The 24,792-nt window shown below is 41.6% G+C and carries 18 protein-coding genes, 1 pseudogene and 1 riboswitch; of the genes and pseudogenes, 11 read left to right on the top strand and 8 right to left on the bottom strand.

Going from position 1 to position 24,792, the window contains the following annotated elements; genetic code table 11:
• Positions 1 to 277: pseudogene (locus CRJ00_RS13210) on the top strand (transposase); the annotation flags it as partial.
• Between the two features lie 301 nt (positions 278 to 578).
• On the opposite strand, the gene CRJ00_RS13215 reads toward CRJ00_RS13210, so the two are convergent.
• Positions 579 to 1,637, bottom strand: coding sequence for an Mrp/NBP35 family ATP-binding protein (locus tag CRJ00_RS13215; RefSeq protein ID WP_099367248.1), 1,059 nt, complete (start codon positions 1,635 to 1,637; stop codon positions 579 to 581).
• Positions 1,638 to 1,751: 114 nt separating this feature from the next.
• On the opposite strand from CRJ00_RS13215, the gene CRJ00_RS13220 reads away from it, so the two are divergent.
• Both CRJ00_RS13220 and CRJ00_RS13225 read left to right on the top strand, forming a co-directional pair.
• Positions 1,752 to 3,833, top strand: a complete 2,082-nt coding sequence (locus tag CRJ00_RS13220; RefSeq protein WP_099367249.1) for a transglycosylase domain-containing protein — start codon at positions 1,752 to 1,754, stop codon at positions 3,831 to 3,833.
• A gap of 2 nt (positions 3,834 to 3,835) precedes the next feature.
• On the top strand, positions 3,836 to 4,399 hold the full coding sequence (locus CRJ00_RS13225) for a phosphoribosyltransferase (protein ID WP_099367250.1): 564 nt from the start codon (positions 3,836 to 3,838) through the stop codon (positions 4,397 to 4,399).
• On the opposite strand, the gene CRJ00_RS13230 is transcribed toward CRJ00_RS13225, so the two are convergent.
• The gene (locus CRJ00_RS13230; RefSeq protein ID WP_099367264.1) at positions 4,377 to 4,946 is read right to left on the bottom strand and encodes a DNA-3-methyladenine glycosylase I; all 570 of its coding nucleotides are present in this window, start codon (positions 4,944 to 4,946) and stop codon (positions 4,377 to 4,379) included. The genes CRJ00_RS13225 and CRJ00_RS13230 overlap by 23 nt on opposite strands.
• A 46-nt stretch (positions 4,947 to 4,992) precedes the next feature.
• On the opposite strand from CRJ00_RS13230, the gene CRJ00_RS13235 reads away from it, so the two are divergent.
• The 3 genes from CRJ00_RS13235 to CRJ00_RS13250 all read left to right on the top strand — a co-directional run bounded on the left by CRJ00_RS13235 (position 4,993) and on the right by CRJ00_RS13250 (position 7,969).
• A complete protein-coding gene (locus tag CRJ00_RS13235; protein WP_099367251.1) occupies positions 4,993 to 5,967 on the top strand; it encodes a DUF4271 domain-containing protein in 975 nt (324 codons plus the stop codon).
• 10 nt (positions 5,968 to 5,977) lie between these two features.
• Positions 5,978 to 6,745, top strand: coding sequence for a uroporphyrinogen-III synthase (locus CRJ00_RS13240; protein ID WP_099367252.1), 768 nt, complete (start codon positions 5,978 to 5,980; stop codon positions 6,743 to 6,745).
• A gap of 354 nt (positions 6,746 to 7,099) precedes the next feature.
• Positions 7,100 to 7,969 (top strand): cupin-like domain-containing protein, encoded by an 870-nt coding sequence (locus CRJ00_RS13250; protein ID WP_099367265.1) that lies wholly within the window; start codon positions 7,100 to 7,102, stop codon positions 7,967 to 7,969.
• A gap of 110 nt (positions 7,970 to 8,079) precedes the next feature.
• On the opposite strand, the gene CRJ00_RS13255 is transcribed toward CRJ00_RS13250, so the two are convergent.
• From CRJ00_RS13255 to CRJ00_RS13265, 3 genes are all read right to left on the bottom strand, one after another.
• On the bottom strand, positions 8,080 to 8,403 hold the full coding sequence (locus CRJ00_RS13255; RefSeq protein ID WP_257213787.1) for a DsrE family protein: 324 nt from the start codon (positions 8,401 to 8,403) through the stop codon (positions 8,080 to 8,082).
• A 185-nt stretch (positions 8,404 to 8,588) separates the two neighbouring features.
• Entirely contained in the window at positions 8,589 to 11,489 is a 2,901-nt protein-coding gene (locus CRJ00_RS13260) for a PD-(D/E)XK nuclease family protein (protein ID WP_099367254.1), read from the bottom strand.
• Positions 11,490 to 11,494: 5 nt separating this feature from the next.
• Positions 11,495 to 14,857, bottom strand: a complete 3,363-nt coding sequence (locus CRJ00_RS13265) for a UvrD-helicase domain-containing protein (RefSeq protein ID WP_180268492.1) — start codon at positions 14,855 to 14,857, stop codon at positions 11,495 to 11,497.
• A gap of 126 nt (positions 14,858 to 14,983) precedes the next feature.
• Here CRJ00_RS13265 and CRJ00_RS13270 point away from each other — a divergent pair, with 126 nt between their 5' ends.
• The 3 genes from CRJ00_RS13270 to metF all read left to right on the top strand — a co-directional run bounded on the left by CRJ00_RS13270 (position 14,984) and on the right by metF (position 17,300).
• Positions 14,984 to 15,511, top strand: coding sequence for a 30S ribosomal protein S16 (locus CRJ00_RS13270; protein WP_099367256.1), 528 nt, complete (start codon positions 14,984 to 14,986; stop codon positions 15,509 to 15,511).
• Between the two features lie 81 nt (positions 15,512 to 15,592).
• Positions 15,593 to 16,120 carry a ribosome maturation factor RimM gene (rimM, locus tag CRJ00_RS13275; RefSeq protein ID WP_099367257.1) on the top strand — a complete coding sequence of 176 codons (528 nt, stop codon included), beginning with the start codon at positions 15,593 to 15,595 and terminating at the stop codon, positions 16,118 to 16,120.
• A 76-nt stretch (positions 16,121 to 16,196) separates the two neighbouring features.
• Positions 16,197 to 16,296: riboswitch (SAM riboswitch) on the top strand.
• Between the two features lie 47 nt (positions 16,297 to 16,343).
• A complete protein-coding gene (gene metF / locus CRJ00_RS13280; RefSeq protein ID WP_099367258.1) occupies positions 16,344 to 17,300 on the top strand; it encodes a methylenetetrahydrofolate reductase [NAD(P)H] in 957 nt (318 codons plus the stop codon).
• Positions 17,301 to 17,351: 51 nt separating this feature from the next.
• Here metF and CRJ00_RS13285 read toward each other — a convergent pair whose 3' ends face one another.
• Positions 17,352 to 17,720 carry a hypothetical protein gene (locus tag CRJ00_RS13285; RefSeq protein WP_099367259.1) on the bottom strand — a complete coding sequence of 123 codons (369 nt, stop codon included), beginning with the start codon at positions 17,718 to 17,720 and terminating at the stop codon, positions 17,352 to 17,354.
• 471 nt (positions 17,721 to 18,191) lie between these two features.
• On the opposite strand from CRJ00_RS13285, the gene CRJ00_RS13290 reads away from it, so the two are divergent.
• Positions 18,192 to 21,206 (top strand): glycosyltransferase family 117 protein, encoded by a 3,015-nt coding sequence (locus CRJ00_RS13290; RefSeq protein ID WP_099367260.1) that lies wholly within the window; start codon positions 18,192 to 18,194, stop codon positions 21,204 to 21,206.
• Between the two features lie 104 nt (positions 21,207 to 21,310).
• Here CRJ00_RS13290 and CRJ00_RS13295 read toward each other — a convergent pair whose 3' ends face one another.
• The gene (locus tag CRJ00_RS13295) at positions 21,311 to 22,984 is read right to left on the bottom strand and encodes a glutamine--tRNA ligase/YqeY domain fusion protein (RefSeq protein WP_099367261.1); all 1,674 of its coding nucleotides are present in this window, start codon (positions 22,982 to 22,984) and stop codon (positions 21,311 to 21,313) included.
• A gap of 94 nt (positions 22,985 to 23,078) precedes the next feature.
• On the opposite strand from CRJ00_RS13295, the gene CRJ00_RS13300 reads away from it, so the two are divergent.
• Positions 23,079 to 24,353, top strand: a complete 1,275-nt coding sequence (locus CRJ00_RS13300) for an FAD-dependent oxidoreductase (protein ID WP_099367262.1) — start codon at positions 23,079 to 23,081, stop codon at positions 24,351 to 24,353.
• Between the two features lie 206 nt (positions 24,354 to 24,559).
• Here CRJ00_RS13300 and CRJ00_RS13305 read toward each other — a convergent pair whose 3' ends face one another.
• The gene (locus tag CRJ00_RS13305) at positions 24,560 to 24,739 is read right to left on the bottom strand and encodes a hypothetical protein (protein WP_099367263.1); all 180 of its coding nucleotides are present in this window, start codon (positions 24,737 to 24,739) and stop codon (positions 24,560 to 24,562) included.
• Positions 24,740 to 24,792: the final 53 nt, after the last annotated feature.

The raw sequence follows: 24,792 nt of genomic DNA on the forward strand, positions 1-24,792 counted from the left end.
CTGCCCGATGCGCAGTGGGTGCCATAAAGCTAAAGGCGATCGGCTCATTGAAGTGAACCACAGGCTCAATCAGCTCAAGGATAAAGCCCGGGAAAGACTGCTATCGGAAGAGGGAATGTACCATCGGAGCAAGCGACCCATAGAAGTGGAAGCTGTTTTCGGTCAGATGAAAAGCAACAACAGGTTTACCCGGTTCACAATGAAAGGACTGGAGAAAGTCGCTGTGGAGTTCGGATTGATGGCCATTGCCCATAACCTCAGAAAATGGGCAAAAAAGTGGAAAGACAAAGCTTTTATCGATAAACCAGGTGGCAAAAACTCCCTATTTGCGATAAATCAAGCCATCAACATGCTGAAAAGTACAAAACATCGACTTGCAGCCTAATATTGCTCATGAAATTATAATGGAGCTCCAGAAAGCTATAAAACAGAAGAAGGTGCCTTTTTAGACACCTTCTTTTTGCGTTCTTACTGAAACCATACTGAAAGCATGGTGAAAGTATGTAAAATGTATGTAGAGCATATAAAAACATGCTTTAAGCATGCTTTATCCCTGTTATTCCAACGAAAACAGCCTTTTACCTATTCGCTAAGATACTCAGTTCCTGTGCTACCCTTCCGGCCAGCACCCCAAAAGCTGCAGCAACAGGATCATCGCCATCCAAGGCTACCGGAAAACCGTTGTCCCCAGCATCTGATACCGATTTCACCAAGGGGATCTCTCCCAAGAAAGGCACCTGATTATCTGCCGCCAAACGTTTTCCTCCATCCTTACCAAAGATGTAGTATTTATTTTCCGGCAATTCTGCAGGTGTGAAATAGGCCATGTTCTCCACAACACCAATAATAGGCACCTGAACACCTTCCATTTGGTACATCGCCATGCCCTTGATCGCATCCGCTAAAGCGACCTGCTGTGGGGTTGTTACAATCACAGCGCCAGATATCGGGTAGTTTTGGGCTACGGTGATGTGAATATCTCCAGTGCCAGGAGGCATGTCTACGACCAGGTAATCCAAATCGCCCCAATCCGTATCATTGAATAATTGCTTGATGGCAGAAGTCGCCATCGGTCCACGCCAAGGGATAGGTTGGTTCGGATCCGTAAAAAATCCGATGGACAATAATTTCAGTCCGAAACGTTCGATAGGAACGATCTTGTTCTTTCCATCGGGAGTCTGGGTTGATTCGGGGCGAGCATGCTCTACACCAAACATCATAGGGACCGAAGGACCATAGATATCTGCATCCAACAGGCCAGTCTTTGCGCCCGAATTGGCCAAGGCAATCGCCAGATTGGCTGCCACGGTAGATTTACCAACACCACCTTTTCCAGAAGATACCAACACAATGTTCTTAATGTTTTTCAACTGCGCTGTCTCCACCGCTTTAACGCGGGCCGTCATATTGATCTCCACTTCGACTTCCTTGGAAACAAAAAGAGCGATCGCATTCTTGCAGGCATGTTCAATATGTCCCTTCATCGGGCATGCCGGAGTGGTCAACACCACATCAAATTTTATCTTATTAGGGAGGATTTCAATGTTCTCAATCATGTTGAGGGTAACCAGGTCTTTCTTTAAATCCGGTTCTTCCACATGACTTAAGGCATCAAGGATCTGTTGTTTCGTAATCATGAATAAATATTAAGAATTACAAAACTAACTAAACCTACTCAATATCATGTCATCAGGATGTTTTTAATGTTTTTTACCTATTTTTATCAAAATTCAAGGTACGATATAGACGATATGACGGCAAATAATAACAAGTCCTTTCCAGCTTTCGGTTTTGTGAAGAAGAAGTGGTTTATCATTAGTGTTAGTGTTGTACTGGTTGTTTTATTGGTTGGTTTGATCTGGGGGTTTTCCGTTCGGGGGGCCATGTTGGATAAGGCGGTAGGGAAAGTCAAACAGAAACTGAAGGACGATTACCAATTGAATTTTGAGGTCGGCGATTATCAATTCTCCGGACTGACGTCGGTTGATTTCAACCGGATCAAAGTAGTTCCGGATTCTGCAGAACAATTGGCAGCCATCGATAAATTTGAAATTTCGGTTAAGGTATTTCCACTGTTGTTCGGGGATATCCGCATTGCCAATATGGAGTTGGTAAACGCAGATATTAGCCTGGTCAAGAAAGACAGTACTTCCAATTATGATTTCCTGTTCCGTAAAAAGGTAGATAAAGATAGCACGGATAAAAAAGAGGATGTCCGGACCTTGGCAGAGCGGGTAGACCATCTCTTTCAGCAGGTTTTCGACAAGGTGCCTACCAACATGAGCTTGGAGAACGTCAGTCTTTCCTATACAGATAGCAGCTCTACCCAAGAAGTTCATATACCGAAAGGAGAAATCGATAATGGCGATTACAATATCGATGTTTTCTTGAACGACCAAGAAGCAAAATGGAATTTTGCAGGGAATGTTAATCCGAGCAAACAGACTTTAAATGTCGCGATATCCACTGAGAATAAGGGGGTTGAAGTTCCATTCATTGCTCAAAAATATGGTCTGCATGTGAGTTTCGATGAGCTTTCCTTCCACCTGGATGATGTTTCCCGCAAAGGGAAAGATTACTTGCAGGTCGTAGGTGGTTGGGACACGAAAAACTTGAAGGTATTCCATCGCCGTTTATCCTTGGAGCCTGTGCTATTACCGGCAGGTGCCGCCGATGGTGGGATCCTGATTTCGGAAAATACGGCCGAGCTGATGCCGGGAACCAAAGTGAAAGTGAAAGACTTTGAATTTGAACCGCATGCCAAATTTACGCGCAAGCCCAAGAAAATATTGGGATTGGCCGTACATACCGGTAGTTTTAAGGCGCAGCATTTCTTTGATGCCCTACCAGTGGGATTGTTTGAAAACCTGGATGGTATTCAAGTGGATGGCAATATTCAATATGACATGGATTTTGAAGTGGACCTGGATGATCCGGATAATTTGAGCTTCAGTTCCAAGATCGATGATTCCCAGCTGAAAGTCGTTAAATGGGGTAAGGCAGATATCGCCGCCCTGAATGGCCCATTTGTGTATGAAGCTTTTGAGGATAGCGTGAAAATGCGTGATATTATGTTGGATGCTACCAATCCTAATTTTACACCGCTTAATCAAATTGCACCTATATTAAAGAAAACAGTACTGAATACCGAAGATCCATTTTTCTATAAACATAACGGCTTTGAATTGGAAGCTTTCCAGCTATCCTTGGTGACCAATATCAAAGAGAAAAAATTCAAGAGAGGGGCAAGTACCATCTCCATGCAGTTGGTGAAGAATCTTTACCTCAACCGTAATAAAACCATGATGCGTAAGTTTGAGGAGATCCTGATGGTTTGGTTGATGGAACAATCCAAACAAGTGAGTAAGGACCGCTTGTTCGAAATCTACCTGAATGTGATCGAATGGGGTAAAAATGTGTATGGGATTGCCGAGGCCTCCAAATACTATTTTGGCAAGACACCCGCAGAATTGACCATCGGCGAAAGTCTTTACCTATCGAGCATTATCCCGAGACCAAAAACAGGACTTTCATCCTTTGATTATACCGGGCACCTGAAACCTTGGTTGTTGAAGCATTTCAATACCTATGGCTACATCATGACGAAGATGGACCAGTTGCATGATGAAAATGTACCTGCAAACTATGGTTTCTACCAAGTGCAATTGCAGCCCAACCTAAGGCCTCCTCGTCCTGCCGGGGTGGTGGATTCCAGTGCAAATATTGAAACCATCCATGATATGGCCGATGAGATGGATAGGGAAGAGGAGCTACGGAAAAAATTATTGGAAAAACTGTTTGGGAAACAGCCAGAACAACAAGAAGAGAACTAAGCATGAAAAATATCAGTATAGATGATTTGCATTTTGAGCTGATGCTCGATTATGAACAGATCCAAAAAAGGATCCGCTTGATAGGTATTGACATGAACCTTCGGTATGAGGATAAACACCCTGTTTTCATCGGCGTGCTGAACGGCTGTTTTATGTTCATGGCAGACCTGATGAAGCAGATCCATATTCCCTGCGAGATGTCCTTTGTTAAGCTGGCCTCCTATGAAGGAACGAGCCAAGGATCGGTACACGAACTGATCGGGGTCGGGATGTCCTTGGAAGGTAGGCATGTGGTGATCGTGGAAGATATCGTCGATACTGGTAATTCCCTGGTTCATACCATTGAAGCCTTGGAGAAACTGGGCGTGGCCAGTATAGCGGTTGCCACCCTTTTGTTAAAGCCCGAGTGCCTTTTATACAGCTTCGACAACATCATGTATGTTGGATTTGAGATCGAAAAGGAATTTGTTGTAGGATATGGTCTAGATTACAATGGACAATGTCGCAACCTGCAGAATATCTACCGTAATATAGACCCTCCAGCTACGATCGGAATGAACAGCTAAGCAAATGGTCGTTGACCATGCCTACTGCTTGCATGTAAGCATAACAGGTGGTGGAACCAAAGAATTTCATTCCCCTTTTTTTCAGGTCCTTGGATATGGCATCGGAGATGGCAGTCGTCGTAGGTGCGCCTTTTAGTGTTTCTAACTGATTGATGATGGGTTCCTGGTTGGGCATGAAACTATACAGGTAATTGTAGAAACTCCCGAACTCTTTTTGGATCGCCATGAATATTTTTGCATTGTTGATGCTGCTGTTGATCTTTCCACGATTACGGATCACTCCAGGATCCTGTAATATCCGTTCTACATCCTCCTCCGTAAATTCAGCGACCTTATGGAAGTCGAAATTCGCAAATGCGTTTCTATAGCCTTCCCTTTTACGCAAAATGGTGATCCAGCTCAAACCTGCCTGTGCCGATTCCAGGATCAGGAATTCGAATAAGGTGGCATCATCTTTTACCACTTTCCCCCATTCCTCATCATGGTACTTTTGGTAAAGGCTGTCTTCGCCGCACCATCCACATCTAATAATTTTATCTTCAGCCATATTTTCAATTTCTAAACCCATTATTTTGTTCTAACTTTACGAATTCATGAAACAATCGCTCGCATTAAGTCTATTTGTGTTTATCCTCAGTTGGATTTTCCAACCACATGCGCAGGCTTTTGTTCAGGTGCCGTTGCAGGATAGCATCCAAGCTGTTGATAGTGTAGCCATTCGAGATTCTTTAGCACGAACTGCTTTTTACAATAGCCTGGATAATGAGCTTAAATATAGTGAAATCATCGTGCATCCAAAGCAGGAGGTCAATTTTGCGAAGGAATATGTAGCGGCCATCTACAAGCAGGGTAGACATGATCTTCTTTTTGGTATGGATACCGGGGGGCTGGACCAATCGGATACCTCCGTGCATATGGGAGGAAAGAAACATGATCGACCAATATGGGTGATTTTCGTGGTCGGTTTTCTTTTCCTGATCTTGGCCGTTCTGCGGATTGTATTTCCGGTGGAACTGAAGATCATCGTGGATGCCTATTACAAAGAAAGACTGCTGCAACAGGTGAGTAAGGAGGATAACCTCGCCACTTCTTGGCCCTATATCTTTTTATATGTCGTGTTTAGTTTATCCCTTGGGCTGTTTGTCTGTATCCTGGTGTCGAGCTTCAGCGACAAAAACTATTTAAGCTTCGAGAATTTCATCAAAAATTCGGCATTTGTGGCCATACTTTTTATTGCCAAGATATTATTAATACGTTTTGTTTCTTTTATCTTTTTGTTAGATAAGATTGTTAGAGAATACATTGCGGTGCTGTATCTGGTATACTTTAACAGTATGTTTTTTCTCATGCCATTCCTCTTAACGGTAGTATTTGTACCTGTTTCTTACTTTTCTACAATTGCGATTATCAATGTGATTTTGGTGATTCTGCTATTCTCTTACCGCTTTTTGAGAACGGCTTTTCACTTGTTTGGGAATTTCCAGTTTTCAATATTTTATTTAATTCTTTATCTTTGCAGTCTCGAACTCGCACCTATTTTAATATTAGTGAGGGCGCTAAGTAATTAAGACAGTATTTATGCAGATTGATGTAGAAAGAGCAAAAAAAGTAAAGAGCATACTTGTTACTTTACCAAAACCAGAAAATGACAAATCTCCCTACTTCACGCTAGCCGAGAAATATAACCTGAAATTGGATTTCAGAGGTTTTATTCATGTCGAAGGCGTTTCCGCGAAGGATGTCAGAAAAGAACGCATTAATTTTGCAGACCACACCGCAGTGATCTTCACCAGCAAGAATGCGGTGGATCATTTCTTCCGTGTATGTGAGGAAATGCGTTATGAGGTTTCTGCAGAGATGAAATATTTCTGTATCTCTGAAACTATCGCACTTTATCTTCAGAAATATATCCAATACCGTAAGCGTAAGATTTTCTTCGGAAAACAAACGGCCAAGGATCTGGAAGATGTGCTTAAGAAACACAACAAAGAGAAGTTCCTTTTCCCATGTTCAGATATGGCGAATGAGGAGACACAAGCTTGGTTGAAAGAGAATGGTTATGATTTTACCCCAGCGGTATTGTTCCGTACGGTAATTTCGGATATCAAGGATCTGAAGGATGTTTTTTATGATATCATTGTGTTTTTTAGCCCGACCAGTGTGCAGTCTTTGTACGAAAACTTCCCTGATTTTGTGCAGAATAATACGAGGATCGCAGCTTTTGGATCCAGTACTCAACAGGCTTTATTGGAACATGATCTGATCTTGGATATCCCTGCCCCAACGCCGGTAGCTCCAAGTATGACCATGGCTATTGAGCAGTATATTAAACAGGTTAATAAATAGTATTTTTTTCGTCATTGCGAGGGTCTGCGTCATTGCGAGGAGGCACGACGAAGCAATCTTCCACCGTCATTGCGATCCACGAAGCAATCTTTCGAAAAGTCCAAAGATTGCTTCGTTCCTCGCAATGACGCGTTCCTCGCAATGACGCGTAAAACGCAATGACGTTCTTTTCCCTTCCAATAACCTCCTTTTTCCCACCTTTCTTGTCAGAAATTTGACAGAAGTCATTTTTTAAGAATAAAATTCTAATTAATTTGCTGATATTTCGAATTAATATGTACCCGCATACCCTCAGGTACATTTATTGTAGGAATATTTTTTTTAAGTTTGCATATATACAAAAAAGGTAATCTAGTGAAATTAAAACCTGTAAATAGCATCTCTGGCGTTGCTCCGAAGGACTTCATAAAAGACTACTTGAATAAGAGTCAACCGGTTATCATCAAGGATTTCATCAGCAAAGAGAGTCCTTGTTGGTCGAAATGGAGTTATGAGTATTTCAAGGAAATAGCGGGCAATGAACAAATCGACGTATATGGTCGTGAAGAAGAGTCTCAGAACCATGCTGCGAGTCCACCTGTTGGGCGTATGAGTTTTGGTGATTACTTAGATCTAATAAGAAAAGAACCAACAGAATTACGTTTGTTCCTGTTCAATTTGATGAAGATCAGACCTGAATTGAAAAGGGATGTGATCTTTAACGATGTAACAGGAGGTAAAGTACTTCAATGGCTACCCTATATGTTTTTTGGAGGCGAAGGATCTGCTACGCGGAACCACTTTGATATCGATATGTCGCATGTGTTTATTTCCCAATTCCAAGGGAGTAAGCGCATCTGGTTGTTTCCAAACGACCAGTCTGACCTGATGTACAAACTGCCGTATAACTTCCATAGCATTGCCAACCTGAAAAACAGTTCGACCAGTGATTATCCAGGATTGGAATTCTTGGACGGATACGAAGCGGTGATCCACCCTGGAGAAACCTTATACATGCCGGCAGGATGGTGGCATTATATCCAATACGAAACGGAGGGTTATTCCATTTCGGTTCGCGCATTGGCCAATAGTATTTCGGAGAAATTGAAGGGAGCAAGAAATCTCTTTGTTACCAGACATTTTGATGATACCATGCGTAAGATCTTCAAGGATAAATGGTTCGATTATAAGATCAATACGGCTAAGAAAAGAGCCAATAAAGCTATGAAACGCTATAAAAAATAAAACGGTATGAATCGCTGCTAAGAAAAGCACTAAAAGAAAATGGGTCCATTGATTAATGGGCCCATTTTTATGTTTATTGAAAAATCCTTTATCTTAAATCATCTGGATGGTTAAGGCTTCACGATTACCCATCCTTCTGCACCTCGGATCACCAATTCGCCATTCCCACTAGGCACATAGCCAATAAAATCATACAATTGATGCTTTTCCAAGCCTCTTTCCTGCAGGGAATTGGTACATTGGGCAACAATCACCCCTTTTTCGATTAGCTTTTTCAGGTCTTCCTGGTAAGCAGAGTTTTTCAACATTACTTCCGTACCTCCCGAAAAAGTGATCAATTCTACTTCCACCTTCCCTTTTAACCTGGGATCATTCAATAGATTGTTGATGTTCCTAAAAGCTTTTTTAACGATATCCGGGTTGTTGCTGTCCAATTGATAAATGGCTTTTTAATTTTTTTGGAGAGCTTTTGCTCCCGTAAACTTGACATTTTCAAGGAGTTTATTTCCATTGGGTTGTTGCTGAGCTTGGACGCTCAAACTGATTAGCAAAATACTGGTAATTAATAGTAAATATCTCATGTTATCGGATCTTAATATATGTTGTTCTAAGTATCATCTTATTCTTCTTCGATGGTTTCCTTTACGCTGTATTTGTAGAATAGGGTATACGGGTCGGATGGATAGACTTGGGCATCCGGATCATGCTTAAAAGGGATCTCCCTGTTGAACAATTCTTCCAACGTTTTCCTTAAAAACCCTACAAAATCACCTTTCATCTCTTCCAGAAAATAATCTGAAAAGACCATACTGCCGCTGTTGTTTCGGAATAGCGTGCCATCTTCCCGCATTCTTCTTGCCACATATAAATGAGGTTCCAACCCTTTGATACCAGTTACCTGCTCGTATACAAAGGCATAGAAAAGTGTCTGCAACAAAGCCTTATTTTCCGTGTCTTTGGCAAAAACCTTTTCAGGTTTGGTAAATAGGATCTTATCCCCTCCGGTTTTGTAGTCTACAATCCTTGTCTTCAATTGCCCATCCTTATCCACCACTTCATCCACGCGGTCGATGATCCCGTAGAGCCTCAACTTTTCCGGCTGACCATCCACAAGGATTTCAAAGTCCAGTTTATAATCCTCTTCATTCTCCAATTCGATGATCCGGATAGCATCATAATTTGCCATATCATATTCCAGGTACATCCGAATATAGGCGGATGAAATTTTGTGCATGATCCGCTGAAGACTGTTCAAGTCATCGATATTGCTGACCTCCAATTTATATTCCGAAGCAATTTCCTGAAGAACCAGTTGGTCTACTAATCCTAATTTATCCTTAAGTGTTTCAGTTGGCGTGAAATCGGGATTCCCTTTAAGGGGAAGATAAAGTAGCTCCATACATTTATGGATGATGGATCCGAGGTTGTTCATTTCAAATTCCTGTGAAATGGAAGGAGGTTCCTTGATCTCTGCCACATACTTGAGAAAGAACTGCAAGGGCGATTGCAGGTAGGTCGTAAATGCAGACGCTGAGAGTTGTTTTTTGTTGATGATGTAGGTCTGGTACAATTTATCCCATATTTCGTCCTTTTTTTCTACGATCAGTTCGTCCGGTTGGACCGGGAAAAGCAGTGGTTGCTGTTGCGTCTTTTTGATGAACTGAAACTGGGTTTCAAATTCCATCTGTTTGATGAACCGACTTTCTTCCCCTGTACTGCTTTCATCGACAATTCCATTATAGAACAGGTGCATCCCTTGGGAATACTGGAAGTGTCGATAGAATAGATAGGCCGATAAAGCATCCTGATTTTCCAGTACGGGTAGACCATAGGCTTTACGTAGGTTATTCGGAAGAAAGGTAGCCGCACTGGAGGTCTTTGGTAAGATGCCTTCATTCGCGCCTAACACATAGATGTTATCGAAATTTAAACAACGGCTTTCCAATAGTCCCATGATCTGGATGCCTTTTAGGGGGGCTCCTTCGATAGCAGAATTGATTGGTGCGATCGCTTTTTTTACCAATCCGATCTGGAAGGAAATGCTCAGGTTGCCCAGTTTTTCAAATCCGGCCTGCAATTGGTTTAACACCTTGCGGGTTTCGATCAACAGATCGGATTCAATCAACTTGATCCGCCCTTGCAGCGCCATGGATTCCAATAGGGAACCGATCATTCGGTTGATCCCAGGAATGACCCCTTGCTGATCTTGGATAGGTTCAAAAAAATACGGGATGGCCGAAGTTGAAATATCGATTTCATTTATCGGGACCTCAAACTGTTGTTTATCAGCGATCTCTTTTTGGATCTTCTGCTTGGCAAAAGTTTCCATCTTGGTCATCGGATGGGAAAGGAAAGTTTCCAATCCTTGGTAAGGGATTTTTTCCTTTTTCTGATGGGAGATGGCCAATTGGGTTTCACACCACAGATCGATCAGCCCATAGAGTGGCGATTGGATAAGGGGATAACCCGTCGTAATGTTGACTTCCAGGTCTGGCAAGCTCTGCAATAAAGGGACCAGCAGGCTCTCATCGGCCAACAGAATGGCAGCAGACTTATCCGCAGGAAGACCTGCTGGAAAATCCGCTAACAAAACATCATGCAATAACTTTGTTTCACTGTTCTTTCCCAAACATTGATATAACTGCACTTCAGAAGTCCTGTTTCCAATGATGTTGGGAATATCTCCCAATGCGTTCAGAAGGCCTGTACGCAGTATGTTCCTTCGTATAAATAAACCCGCTTCCTGTAGGTTGTCATCGATATAATGTGCATCCGCATCAAAATAGAATAAGGCTTGTCCTTCTTCCTGCCATTGTTTGAATAGTTGGGCCTCCGCGCGGTTCAAGGCATTGAAACCGACGAATAGGACTTTTTGAAATTTCCTATTGAAATCAGGTTTTTCTGCTTTTCCTTCCGCCAGGTCGCGATAGATCGTAGGATGATTGATCTGGTTTTCCTGAACCATTTTTTCCTTGAACAAGCGATAAAGTACGGGAAGTCTTTTCCAAAGTTTAAGGAAACGTTGTTGTACGGCTGTATGGCCTTTGATGGAAAAGGATTGCCAGAATAATTTGATGAATTCCTGTTGCTCTGGCGTGAAATGCTGGAAAGCCAAGTCAATTTCCGTATTGTCGAAAAGGGTCATGTAGATCTGATCGATCGGAACAAGGTCATAATCCAATTGGGAAAAATCGCTCAGAATAATCTCCGCAATCGGGTAGAATTCTTCCAGGCTTTCCGGTTCCAGGCCTTCCTTTTTTAACAGGTCATTGTGCAATTCAAACAGGTAAAAAAACTGACTTAATGAAGAGGCCAATGTTTTTGTGCTTGATTGGGAAAAGAATTCCTGGATGGTAAAAAACTGTGGCGACCAGATTGCCTGTCCGTAAACATCGACCAGATGTTTCTTCAGGTAGGTAATCGGTCTTTTATTGTTGAATACAATGGCAATATCGGAAATTTCCTTGCCGAATCTTGTCTGTATGTCTTCTGCTACTAAACGTAAAAATGGTTTTTCCATTCTTTTTAATTTACTTCTACTAATTCTTTTGATTTGGCATAATATAAATAGCCTTTGACCGCTGGGTAACCTACATTTTTGAGGGCATCCATATAGGTTCCTACTTGGTATTTATGTTCGATATAATCGCCTTTGGTGAACTTAAAATCCAATACAATGGTTTCTCCATCCTTGCTGAATACCTTGTCCGGACGTAGGGTTTTTCCATCGGAGGTAATAATACTGGCTTCATTCCAAACCTTATAGTCCTGGGTTAGCCACTGGTTGATCTGGGGATGATGCCATACTTCCTGGATCTCTTTCATCAGATCTGGACGGGCATGCTCTTCGATAATTCCCTCTTCGATAAATTGGCTGACCAAGTCCGCAATATCCTGCTCCTTTTCTACGGCAGAGATGATTTCATGGGCAAGGACACCATACCTCGCAGCTTCCTCCATCATCAGGATGTTATTGATGCTTCTTTTGCTTGAACGATCCAGTGCCCGATCCAATTCCTTCGATATCGGGTAGTTCGTCAATGCCATTTTATTGTCCTCCTGATCTTCGCCATCATCTTTCTTCAGGATGATCTCCTGGATGTTGATCTGATTATCTTCCAAAGGAAAAATGGATTGTGGATCCATTAATGTTTGAAGCAATAGGTCGCTGATATATTCATTTTTGACTTCAAACCCATTTAATACTTTTGCTGATTTGGCATCGGCCTCCTTAAATTGGGGCGCTGTGATATATAAATGTTCCTTTGCCCTGGTGGTTGCCACATAGAAGGTGTTCAAGGCATCCATGTAGTTGAAGAGCATTTCCTCGAAATATTGCTTGTAAAAAATGGATTTTCCTAAGGCGGCATTGTATTTTACTGGGATTTTTCCGAGCTCTTGGAAAGGGCTGTCCAATACATCGATCCAAAAATCGCCATTGGTCATGCCATCCAGATTCCAGGAACAGAACGGGATCATGACCACATCATAAGCCAATCCTTTGGATTTATGAATGGTGGTGACTTCGATGGCATCCAACTTTCCGTTTGCTGGTAGCACAGCCTTCTCACCGTCTTCGTCCCAGTATTCCAAAAACTGGAGGATACCTCGTTCACCCATGCTCGAAAACTGGGTAACTATATCTTTGAAGGCCAATAAATAGGGCAGATGTATGCTGTTTTCTTTTCCAACCTGATAGATCTCGATCAGCTTTTCGGTCAGATGGACCAAAGGCATTTTCTGCAATGCTACCCAATTTTCAATCAATTGCTGAGGAAGAACTCCATTCAAGGATTCGATCTGATTTGTCTTGAATGTTAACCAGGCTTTGGGATCGAAGGTAGATTTACCCATAGCCAATTGGTATAGGTAGGCCATATTGGCCAGATGGATAACATGTTTTTCCGATTGGAAAACCAGTGCGCGAAAGGTTTCTACCAAGAGGTTTACGGCATGGTTGGATATCAGGGTCAATGCATCTCCAGAAATCACTTCGAATGCAAGCTGCTTTTCATTTTTAAAACGCATCAGTTCCTGGATCAGCAACCGCGCTTGAGCATTACTGCGCACCAAGATCCCAATCTGTTTTGCTTGGTATCTACCACTGCTGATCCACTCGCCGATCTTTTGGCATAGGGAATCTACAGAAGCATCCATAACTTGGTTCTTTCTGAATCGTCCATGCTCAACAGGGAAATAATTGATTTCTATAGAGCCCTGTGGTTTATCATCACCCAAAATATGTTCGGGAATCTGTTGCTCGGTATCTTGATAGGCCTTGACCAGCATCTGATCGTTGCCTGTTTCCTGCCACCAAGCCCAAGAATCGCCGGAAAGGCTCTCCAATACCTTATTGTTCAATACCTCCTGTAATAAGGTAGGGATTTTATCGAACAGGTAGTTGTTCAGTTTGATGATGTTGGGCAGACTGCGGAAGTTGGTCTGCAGGGTGCCGTTATGGATAAACTGTTCAAGCTGTTGGGGCTGAAGATGAAAATTGTCGACAACCTGTTTTTCCACTTGTTGCAACAGGATCCGCCAATCGCCATTCCGCCAACGGTAGATGCTCTGTTTAACATCGCCTACGATCAAGTGCTCATTTAATTTACCTGTAGCATTAGCCAAGGCGTTCAACAATAAAGGGCTGTAGTTTTTCCATTGGATACGGGAAGTATCCTGGAATTCATCGAATAGGAAATAATTGAACCGGTTACCGATCTTTTCCCAGATGAAGGTAGGATCCTGTTGATCATCAATTCCGATTTTGTTCAGGAGAATTTGCGCGTCAGAAATCAATTGGGCAGCATTTTCTTTACGCCATTGACTTAACAGATCGCTCATCTCTTTTAATAAACGGAGGAAATATAGATTTCCTTGAACCGAATGATAGGCGATATAGGATGGAAAAATCCCTCGTAATTCCATGAGAATATCCAAGGCAGGTTGCATGGCCTGAACCAGGTCTGTACGGTAATTTTTGTCTTGGTCCACAAATATTTTTTCAGGTTCTTGCACCAAGATTTCATATTTCTGGAAGACCTTTTCATCAAGATCTGAAATGGAATATTTATGGATATTCGGACTTACCTTGCTGGCCGAGACCAGCTTATTCCGTGACTTTTGGACAAGTTCGGACTCGTCTATGCCCAAACTACGGTAGCTTTGGTTGAACTGCTCAATGGCTGCGCTTAAGGCATCGAGGAAGTTGCTGGTCTTTTCGGAGACCTCCTTGTTCAGGAGGTTGAAAATACGGTTGGAATCCGCAGAAAGGATGTATCCATCAAATTCCTGGAAATTTTCACTGAATATAAGACCGGCCAGACTCATCAATTGATTCCGATAGTTCCAATTTTCATTGTTTCCTATTTTTTGCTCCGCATAGGCAATGATCCATTCCAATAGTTCGGGTTTTTCATCCAGGAGCTGATTCAGCATGATGGTCAGATCCCGTTTTACCTTATTGGTGTTCATTTCGATGGCATATCCGGCATCCAGATTCAATTCATAGGTGAAGCTTCGGATGACTTTTTGGGAGAACCCATCGATGGTACTCACGGAAAAGTGGGAGTAATCGTGCAAGATCCTTCGGTATATACGTTGTGCTTTTTCCTGAAGGGCATGTGCATCCCATTGGGGATGTTCTTCCAATAATATCTGTCGGTAATCCTCGATTTTCCTAGCGGGATTTCCGGTTGCTAAGCCCTGCAACACGGAAAGGATCCTTTCCTTCATTTCCGCGGTTGCTTTGTTGGTAAAGGTTACAGCAAGTATTTCGCGGTAATTGCTTTCCTTGGCCAACAATAAAGATAGATAATGTACGGTCAGGCTGAATGTCTTTCCGGAGCCTGCCGACGCTTTAACTATTTTTAGGGGTGCTTTTTCTTGCATAGGGTGTTGTGGATTAATGTGATGAATATAACGGTTTGCTTTTATTATTGGAAATAAGTTTTTATCTTTGCGTCCCTTCTTGCATGAAGCACGGGGGATATGTTGAATACATAAAATAAAAAAAACATGGCAACTAAAATCAGATTGCAAAGACATGGTAAAAAAGGAAAACCTTTTTACCACGTAGTAGTAGCAGATGCACGTGCTCCACGTGATGGTAAATTCATCGAGCGTATCGGTTCTTATAACCCGAACACTAACCCAGCAACTATCGTATTAGATTTCGAAAAAGCATTGGATTGGATGAATAAAGGTGCACAACCTACTGACACCGCTCGCGCTATCCTTTCTTACAAAGGTGTTTTGTACAAAAAACACTTACAAGGTGGTGTGAAAAAAGGTGCTTTCGACGAAACTAAAGCAGAAGAACTTTTCAACAACTGGTTAGAAGGTAAAGGTGCTCAAATCGAAGGAAAAAAATCAGGTTTAGCAAAAACTAAAGAAGAAGCTAAAAAAGCTGCTTTAGCTGCTGAAGCGAAGAAAAAAGATGACAGAGCTGCTGCTATCGCTGCTAAAAACACTCCTGTTGCTGAAGAAACAACAGAAGAGGTTGCGGAAGAAGCTACTGAAAACACTGAAGAAACTGAAGGATAATTCCTTAAAGCATTATTCAAATGAAAGCCGATCTACTTTAGATCGGCTTTTTTTGTATTTTTGTGGCTTAATTGAAAAAAAATGAACATCGATCAATGTTTTTACATCGGATATATCAGTAAGACCCGCGGTCTGAAAGGGGAGGTCCAATTGTTTTTTGAGTTTGAGGATTATGCCGACCTGGATCTGGATGTCATCTTTGTAGAAATTGATAAGAAGTTGGTTCCTTATTTCGTGGATCAGGTCAAGTTGCACAATAACAGTACAGCCTACGCTTGGTTTGAGGATGTAGACCATATCGATAAAGCCCAACAGCTGGTGCGTAAGAAGATCTATCTCCCGAACGATAAAATGCCGGAAAGAGATCCGGATGATTTCCGATATTCCGATTTGATCGGCTATGTGGTGATTGATGAGAAGGAGGGGGAGCTGGGAGAGATCTTGGATGTGCAGGAAATGCCGCAGCAGTTTATTGCCACGGTGGATATGGATGGACAAGAGGTGATGTTTCCATTGAACGACGACTTGATCGTTGGGATGGATCCGGAAGAAGAAGTGATCGTAGTGAAACTTCCAGAAGGGCTGATCGATCTGTACAGGGAACAATAATTGTTCTGGAAACCCTAACAGGTACAGGAACAATAAAATAATTTTTACTTTTCAGATTTTAAACCGATATTAGCGGTGCTTATAGAGAAAGGCAGAGGGACTAGACCCGCTGAAGCCTTAGCAACCTGACACTTGTCAAGGTGCTACATTCTACCTTTAACAAGGAAAGATAAGCTGATGAACCAGTACTCGCTGTGTTTTCTCTAAGCATTAATTTTAGTATATGAAGATTGTAGATCACATTAAAAATGCGAATGGCAAGACCTTGTATTCCTTTGAATTGCTTCCGCCAGCAAAAGGACAGGGGATACAGAGTATTTTCAAGACCATGGACGAATTGATGGAATTCAAACCTCCGTTTATTGATGTTACTTACCACAGGGAAGATTACCTCTATAAGCAACATTCCAACGGTTTATTGGAACGGGTGTCGTATAGAAAACGTCCCGGAACAGTGGCCATCTGTGCTGCAATCATGAGTAAATATAAAGTGGATGCGGTTCCGCATCTGATCTGTGGTGGTTTCACGAAGGAAGAGACAGAAAATGCCTTGATCGATCTTAACTTTTTGGGGATCGATAATGTATTGGTATTGCGTGGTGATGCGCGTAAAGGAGACTCTGATTTTATTCCAACGCCAGAAGGACATGCCTATGCCATCGACCTGTTGGAGCAGGTAGCTGATATGAATCGCGGGCAATACCTGCATGAGGATATTGGGAGTTCCGAAAAAACAGATTTCTGTATAGGGGTGGCCGGTTATCCGGAAAAGCATTTTGAAGCACCAAATTTCAATACAGATTTTAAGTGGCTGAAAAAGAAAGTGGAAATGGGTGCTGAGTTTATTGTAACCCAAATGTTCTTTAATGTCGAAAAATATAAAGAATTCGTAACGAAATGTAGGGAGCATGATATCCATGTGCCGATCATTCCAGGTTTGAAACCTTTGACAACAAAGAATCAATTGATCACCTTGCCGAGGATTTTCCATTTGGATATCCCCGAGGATTTAAGTGATGCGGTGGATGCTTGTAAAACCAATGCTGAAGTGAGGCAGGTTGGTGAAGAGTGGTTGGTGCAGCAATGTAAGGAGCTGATCGAATTTGGTGCTCCGGTATTGCATTTCTATACCATGAGTAATCCAGGTCCGACTAAAAAGATAGTAGAAAAACTGGTTTAAAAATAAAGGCCGATTGCATGCAATCGGCCTTTATTTTTAAAGACTTAAATCTTAATTTCCTTCTTCTTCCTCTTCTTTACTAATTTTAGCCCATTTATCAAGCTGCTCTTTTGTTAAGAAAGTTTTCACTTTAGCTGTTCTAGCTTTAAGATTTGCCTCTTGTTGTTCTCTTTTTGTTTTAATCGCAACGCCTTGTGCTTCAAGAATATCAGTTTCTTGTTTTGCTGAAATTAACACATGCTTAGCAATGGAATCCTGCTGAGGTTTTGTCAAAGCTAATTTTTCAGTCAATGACTTAACAATAGATTCCGTTACATTTTTAGCAATAAAGTAATCACGCTCAGCTGGTTTAAATTCTTGTGCAGATGCCACACCCACTGTCAAAGCAGCTGCAAATGCGATTGATAATAATTTTTTCATTTTACGTTTATTAATGGTCACTCTATGTGATTTATTAGAATTTAAAGTTAAGAATATTGTTTATTATTTCCACAAATGTTATTCAATTTTATGACTGGTTAAGGTGTTTAAAGGTTTAATGCAGAAAGTTAACTTATTTTCATTAGTTTTTGTTAATATTGTTAACTTTAAATAATTGTATTTCAGCTTGTTGTTCTTCTTGTGCTTCTTTAGAATGTCTCAAATTTCCTATTTAGCGCCGTATGATTTATGCGTTTCTACGGATAGTTTACATTTATAATTTAACACATTTTAACATTTATGCCTTTGTTCGATTTATCATCTATTCCTGATGCCATGTAGCATCTATTCTATTCCTAAACTTATTGATTCGCTGTTTATTTCTTCAGGTTAGCTGTTAAATTATGTTAATAGGCGATTTCATTTTTATATTCTTATTACATTAGATTGAATTAACTAACGCCCATAATTATGAATTACTCGAAGATCAACAACCTGCTAGGATGGCTCTGTGGTATCATTGCAACGACGGTATACATCCTCACAACGGAACATTCTTCCAGCTGGTGGGATACAGGCGAGTTTATCGCATCGGCCTATAAATTAGAAATTGTACATCAACCCGGCGCTCCCTTATTTTTAATGCTTCAAAACCTCTTTTCCAATTTGGCTTTTGGGGATACGGAAAAAATTGCTTTCTGGATGAATGTAGGTTCTGCAGTCTGTAGCGGATTGACAATTGTTTTCCTATTTTGGACGATCACTGCCATTGCACGTAAAGTATTGGTTCGTGGCAATGGAGAAGAAAGTCAAGACCATCAGCTAAAGATCTTTTCTGCAGGATTGATTGGTGCTTTAGCCTATAGCTTTACGGATAGTTTTTGGTACTCTGCCGTGGAATCCGAGGTGTATGCCATGTCCTCACTTTGTACGGCCGTCGTTTTCTGGTTGGCCTTGAAATGGGAAAGAAGAGCGGATGAACCAGATGCCAATAAATGGTTATTGGTTCTGGCCTATGTGATGGGATTAAGTATAGGGGTACACTTGCTGAATTTATTGACAATACCTGCCATTGCGCTACTGATTTATTTCAGGAAGACCGCACGGGTCAAATGGTCGGGAATCCTAAAATCATTGGGTTGGGGAGTATTGGTGCTGGCTTTGATCCTTTGGGGTGTGATCCAATATTCTGTAAAGATTGCTGCCCAGTTTGATCTGTTTTTTGTGAATGGCTTGGGTATGCCATTTGGCAGCGGAATTTACTTCTTTGTCGCCCTATTAACAGGCGGATTGGTATTTGGAATTTATTATTCAATTAAAAAATCTAAGCCCATCCTGAATTTGGCATTGCTTTCCTTGGGTTTTATCTACTTGGGATTCGGCTCCTACGGATTATTGATGGTACGTTCGCATACCAACATCAGCTTGAACAATAATGCGCCTGATAATGTATTCTCCTTTTTGGGCTATTTGAGCAGGGAGCAGTACCAATCGGAGCCTTTATTCAAAGGTCCTAATTTTGATTCTCGAATAATTGGTGTCAAAGAAGAGGGGAGCAACTACAGAAAGGATGCTAAGACTTACACAAAAATTGGGGGTAGAAATTCCTATGAATATGATAAGGAAGTGTTGTTCCCGAGAATATATCATAAAGATCATGAAGCATTCTATCGATCATATCTGGGATTAAGGGAAGGCGAAAGTCCATCCTTTGCTGATAATATGAGGTTTTTCTTCCAGTATCAGATTGGTCATATGTATTCTCGTTATTTCATGTGGAATTTTGTGGGAAGACAAAATGATCAGCCAAGCCAGGGGGAATTCCATGCAGGAAATTGGATTTCAGGCATTTCCTTTCTCGATGATCTCCGAATTCCCGGACAGGCTCATTTAAGTGAGTATTTTAAACAGGATCCCAGCAGGAACACCTATTTCTTCCTTCCATTAGTACTAGGGGTGGTAGGTTTGTTATGGCAATTGAAAAAAAGTAAAAGGGATGCGGCTATTGTAGGTCTTCTCTTCTTTTTCACTGGGTTAGCGATAGTTCTATATTTAAATCAATCGCCTTTACAACCTCGGGAAAGGGATTATGCTTATGCCGGATCATTTTATGTGTTCTCGATTTGGATCGGACTAGGTTTCTTGGCCATCCTTGAATTTATACAGCAACGCGTAAAACTGCCAGCAAGGCAATTGACCGTTGCTACAGCAGGGCTATGTATGTTCTTGGGACCAATCTTATTGGTTTCCCAAAATTGGGATGACCATGACCGTTCAGTCCGGATGATGACCAAAGAGATGGCTTATAATGCCCTGCAATCCTGCGAGCCGAACGCCATATTGTTTACTTATTCTGATAACGACACCTTCCCTTTATGGTATTTACAGGAGGTGGAAGGCGTGCGAACAGATGTTAGGGTCTTGAATCATGGGTACCTGCAATCGGATTGGTATGTAAAACAGGCGATGCAGGACATCAACCAATCCAAGGCTATCCCTGTAGGATTTGGTTTTGATAAGGTTAAGAAAGGAGTCCGCGATTACATAAGGGTGTTAGATATGGGAATCGAAGGTCACGTGGATCTGGACCAGATGTTGGCCATTATGCTTTCTGATGACCAGGCTAACAAAGTGCAATTACAGGACGGTACCTTTGAAAATATCCTACCCAGCCAAAAATTGAGATTGAAGATCAATAAGGAAGCGGTACTGGCCAATTCAGTTGTTCCGAAATCTTGGGAGGGCTACATTCCAGAATACATGGAATGGGATTATAAACAGAATTACGTTTCGAGGGCGGAACTGGCCATCATGTCTATCCTAAATGAGAACAACTGGGAGCGTCCGATCTATTTCACGACCATGAGCCCCAATTCCATCTTTATGGGGATGGATAAGTATTTGGCGAACGAAGGGATGCTGTTGAAATTGATGCCTGTAGAGGTTGGGCAGCCGGCAGATGACACCTCCTTGGTCAATACAGAAAAACTGTATAGCAATGTGATGGAGAAATTCAAATGGAGTGATATCTCCACGTTGGACCACTTCGATACGGATTCGAACAAGTTTTACGAGAATTGGGTGTTTTCCAATGTGTACCAACAAGGGATAGCCCAGCTCATGCAACAAGAGAACTTTGAGCATGCGAGAAATCTAGCCTTAAAAGCCTATGATTTCCAACCAAAAGTAAACCGTTCAATGCGCTTATCCTACCTGAATGGTACGGTGGTGGATACTTTGTACAAAACCAAAGAGCTGGAGAAAGCGAATAGCCTGGCTAAAAGAAACCTGCAGACTATCGATGAATTGTTGAATGAACAATTGCTGATCAGTAAGCGATCGTTAGGAGGTGCAGATGGCTATATGATTCAATTGGGTCTTGCAGCTTTAAAGAATTACGAAGGAATATTAGGCTCAGCCAAAGATGAGTATTTATTAGCAGAGGTTAAACGAATGGGAGATAAATATAATTCGGCCTGGATGTAATGTTCTAATGCCAGCCCTATTTCTCTATAAAAAAATCCTCTTCAACTACATGAAGAGGATTTTTTTAAGATAAAATATAAAAACCTTTCTCGAACGAAGATCGATTAACCTTTTTTCACCTCTTTAGCCCATGAGTCTTTTAACCCAACGGTTCTATTGAATACTGGTTTTTCTGGCGTACTGATCTTATTGTCCAAGGTAAAATAGCCCAATCTGATGAACTGATATCCTTTACCCGGTTCTGCATTAACTAAATCAGGTTCGATGTATGCTTTTTCAATAATCTGCAAACTATCCGGATTAATGGATGCCTTGAAATCCTCAGCAGCTGCAGGATTGATGTCCTGGAACAAGCGATCGTAAAGTCTTACCTCGGCTTCTTTCGCATGAGCTACCGATACCCAATGTATAGTTCCCTTTACTTTCATTCCTGAAGTGTCTTCACCTGATTTTGAATTCGGATGATATTCACAGATTACCTCTGTGATATTCCCGTTTTCATCTTTATTAAATCCGGTACAGGTTACAATATATCCATGCTTTAAACGAACAGATAATCCAGGTCCTAAACGGAAGAATTTCTTAGGAGCATCCTCCATAAAGTCCTCTCTTTCGATCCAAAGTTCTTTGGAGAAAGGGATCGTTCTGCTGCCTTCGCCACCTTCTACTTCGGGGTTGTTCTCGCCATGCAGTTCCTCAACTTGACCTTCCGGATAATTACTGATGATCAATTTGATCGGATCAAGGACAGCCATCCTTCTCCAAGCTGTTTTATTCAAATCCTCGCGGATGCAGAATTCCAATAAACTCACATCGATCATGTTCTCCCGCTTTTGGATACCGATGCGTTCGCAGAAATTACGGATACTTTCCGGGGTATAACCACGTCTGCGCAGACCAGAGATCGTAGGCATGCGTGGATCATCCCAACTTTCCACGAATTTCTCATTCACCAATTGCAACAATTTACGCTTGCTCATCACGGTATATGTCAGGTTCAAACGCGCAAATTCATATTGTTTGGAAGGGAATATTTCCAATCTATCGATCAACCAATCGTATAACGGACGGTGAGGGATAAATTCCAAGGTACAAACGGAATGGGTGATTTTTTCGATGGAGTCCGATTGACCATGTGCAAAATCATACATCGGATATACACACCATTTATCACCGGTACGGTGGTGGTGGGCATGTTTAATGCGGTAAATGATCGGATCACGCATGTGCATGTTCGGGCTTGCCAAATCTATTTTCGCACGTAATACCTTCTCTCCATCTTTATATTTTCCTTCACGCATTTCTTCAAAAAGCGTTAGGTTTTCTTCCACACTTCTGCTACGGTATGGCGTAGGGGTTCCTGGTTCGGTAGGAGTTCCCTTTGCAGCTGCAATTTCCTCGGCTGTACTATCATCTACATATGCCAGTCCATTTTTGATCAGCTCAACGGCATATTGGTACAATGTATCAAAATAATCAGAAGTATATAATTCCTCAGCCCATTGGAAGCCAAGCCATTGAATATCTTTTTTGATGCTCTCTACGTATTCCACATCTTCCGTAACCGGATTGGTGTCATCAAAACGAAGATTTGTTTTACCATTGTACTTCTGTGCCAAAGCAAAGTTCAGACAGATTGACTTAGCATGTCCAATATGAAGATAGCCGTTTGGTTCCGGCGGGAAACGGGTCAAAACACGACCGTCATTCTTCCCATTACGAAGATCTTCTTCAATAATCTCTTCAATAAAATTCAAGGATTTTTCTTCTTCTAACATGTAGCAAAGTTAGGTATTTCAACGATATATTGGTTATCCCATTAACGAATACTTAACGCTATTTTACGTATTTTCGATGTATATTTAAACAATTATGAATTTGAGATTATTACTACTTACCCTGATTATATTTCCTGTTGCATTAATGGCCCAAAAAAGGGAGAAACCGAAGATGTTGGTCTATGGTTCGGATATTACGGCCTTGACTGCTGCTGTGCAGGCGGCGCGATCGAGTGTACCCACGATATGGGTATTGGATCAAGGTCAGATTGCTCCGGAGATCACTTCCCAAACCTTGAAGATGGTTAAAAATGAGAATCTGGATGCGGGCATCTGGATGAATCTGCTGATGGAGATGGGCATGAGCAAAACCAAGAGTGATTCTTTGGCGATGGCCGTGAAAGCCGATTTCAATCCCCAATTGGCGAGGAATGCAATCGAGAAAATGTTGAGGGAATTGCCCAATCTGACCATTGTGAGGGATCAGCAGATCTTGAATGTGGAGAAGAAGAGAAGGGAATGGCAGATCCAACTTGCCAATCGGCAGAGCATACAGGTGCTTTCTGTGGTTGATGCCAGCAAAGATGGATTGCTATTCAAAAAAGCTGAAGGGACAAAGAAGGAAGGGATGTCCAGCAGTTTGCAGAGGGCGAAGGAAGTGAGTTTGGCAGCAAGTAGGACAACATTGGCGGTGGGAGAGCTGAAGGATGAGGTGTATGTCTTATTGCTGAAAGACCTACTGACCTTTGAAAAGGAGAATCTTTTTGATATTGGTTTCTTGCGGGAATTAGATGCGGATCCAGAAAATATTGCTTTTAGGGCAGCTTATGGGCAGGCTTTGGGGGCTACAGCTGGATATGTAGCTTTCTTTAAGTCCGATACAAAAACCATTGATATTCGGAAATTGCAGGCGGAGTTATTGGGTTTTTCGGCTAGATTGAATCCTTACCAGGATGTTAAGACTACGGATGTGCATTATGGATCTATACAGAAAAGTTATTTATCGGGATTTTTTCTCGGAAAGGTGGAAGGGAATAAGTATATGTTCAAAGGGGATGATTTTGTGAAGTTTGGAGATGTAAAGGATGTATTGAATGATATCTATACCCGGAGCCAGCTATGGTTCTTGGATAATTATAAGGAAGAGGATATGACCTGGCGGGATTTATTCAGCTTGATTAAGTTTGTTTCCTTTAAAGGAGATGAGGTAGAAAGACAGGTGGAGAAAGATTGGAAAAGTAGACGGAAATTTGAAGGCGAGTTTAATCTGGATAGTAAAATTACCAGAGATCATTTTGCTGTAATGGCCGATCTGTATTCGACTGCTTTCGCGAAAGCAATTAATTTGGATGGGACATTCGTGAAGTAGATGATAGATAATAGACGATAGATTATAGACCCTGTCATCGTAACAACCTTTTCATCGTAAGAACTTTTTCATTGAAAGAACATTTCCATTGAAAGAACGCCGTCATTGCGAGGAGGTACGACGAAGCAATCTTTCTTTTTTGTCATCCTGAGAATTAAAAATTTGAACTAAATTTATCGGAAGGTGATGACATTTAGTAACTTAGTTCATTGACCATTCTGCAGTTTGACCGGACTATCGTATAGTGCATCTTGCCTGTCCCTGAGCTTGGTTCCATAGATTGAGGCATTGGAGTTTGGTACATCTTTTAGATTGTCCGTATGGTAGCCTGCCGTGTATTTTTCCTCTATGGGCTTAATGGTTTCACATTTTAATTGATGTGCCATGAAAATCATTCACGATCATGCTGCGGGGATCGATATCGGTTCACGCAGAATCT

The sequence above is a fragment of the Sphingobacterium sp. 1.A.4 genome (genome assembly GCF_002734245.1).
Lineage (GTDB): Bacteria > Bacteroidota > Bacteroidia > Sphingobacteriales > Sphingobacteriaceae > Sphingobacterium > Sphingobacterium tenebrionis.

Bases quoted from the DNA above. Each gene is read 5' to 3' on its own strand.
- CRJ00_RS13215 (WP_099367248.1), bottom strand. From the start codon at position 1,637: ATGATTACGAAACAACAGATCCTTGATGCCTTAAGTCATGTGGAAGAA.
- CRJ00_RS13220 (WP_099367249.1), top strand. From the start codon at position 1,752: ATGACGGCAAATAATAACAAGTCCTTTCCAGCTTTCGGTTTTGTGAAG.
- CRJ00_RS13295 (WP_099367261.1), bottom strand. From the start codon at position 22,984: ATGTTAGAAGAAGAAAAATCCTTGAATTTTATTGAAGAGATTATTGAA.
- CRJ00_RS13305 (WP_099367263.1), bottom strand. From the start codon at position 24,739: ATGGCACATCAATTAAAATGTGAAACCATTAAGCCCATAGAGGAAAAA.
- CRJ00_RS13240 (WP_099367252.1), top strand. From the start codon at position 5,978: ATGCAGATTGATGTAGAAAGAGCAAAAAAAGTAAAGAGCATACTTGTT.
- CRJ00_RS13270 (WP_099367256.1), top strand. From the start codon at position 14,984: ATGGCAACTAAAATCAGATTGCAAAGACATGGTAAAAAAGGAAAACCT.
- CRJ00_RS13290 (WP_099367260.1), top strand. From the start codon at position 18,192: ATGAATTACTCGAAGATCAACAACCTGCTAGGATGGCTCTGTGGTATC.
- CRJ00_RS13235 (WP_099367251.1), top strand. From the start codon at position 4,993: ATGAAACAATCGCTCGCATTAAGTCTATTTGTGTTTATCCTCAGTTGG.
- CRJ00_RS13265 (WP_180268492.1), bottom strand. From the start codon at position 14,857: ATGCAAGAAAAAGCACCCCTAAAAATAGTTAAAGCGTCGGCAGGCTCC.
- CRJ00_RS13225 (WP_099367250.1), top strand. From the start codon at position 3,836: ATGAAAAATATCAGTATAGATGATTTGCATTTTGAGCTGATGCTCGAT.
- metF (WP_099367258.1), top strand. From the start codon at position 16,344: ATGAAGATTGTAGATCACATTAAAAATGCGAATGGCAAGACCTTGTAT.
- CRJ00_RS13285 (WP_099367259.1), bottom strand. From the start codon at position 17,720: ATGAAAAAATTATTATCAATCGCATTTGCAGCTGCTTTGACAGTGGGT.
- CRJ00_RS13260 (WP_099367254.1), bottom strand. From the start codon at position 11,489: ATGGAAAAACCATTTTTACGTTTAGTAGCAGAAGACATACAGACAAGA.
- rimM (WP_099367257.1), top strand. From the start codon at position 15,593: ATGAACATCGATCAATGTTTTTACATCGGATATATCAGTAAGACCCGC.
- CRJ00_RS13300 (WP_099367262.1), top strand. From the start codon at position 23,079: ATGAATTTGAGATTATTACTACTTACCCTGATTATATTTCCTGTTGCA.
- CRJ00_RS13230 (WP_099367264.1), bottom strand. From the start codon at position 4,946: ATGGCTGAAGATAAAATTATTAGATGTGGATGGTGCGGCGAAGACAGC.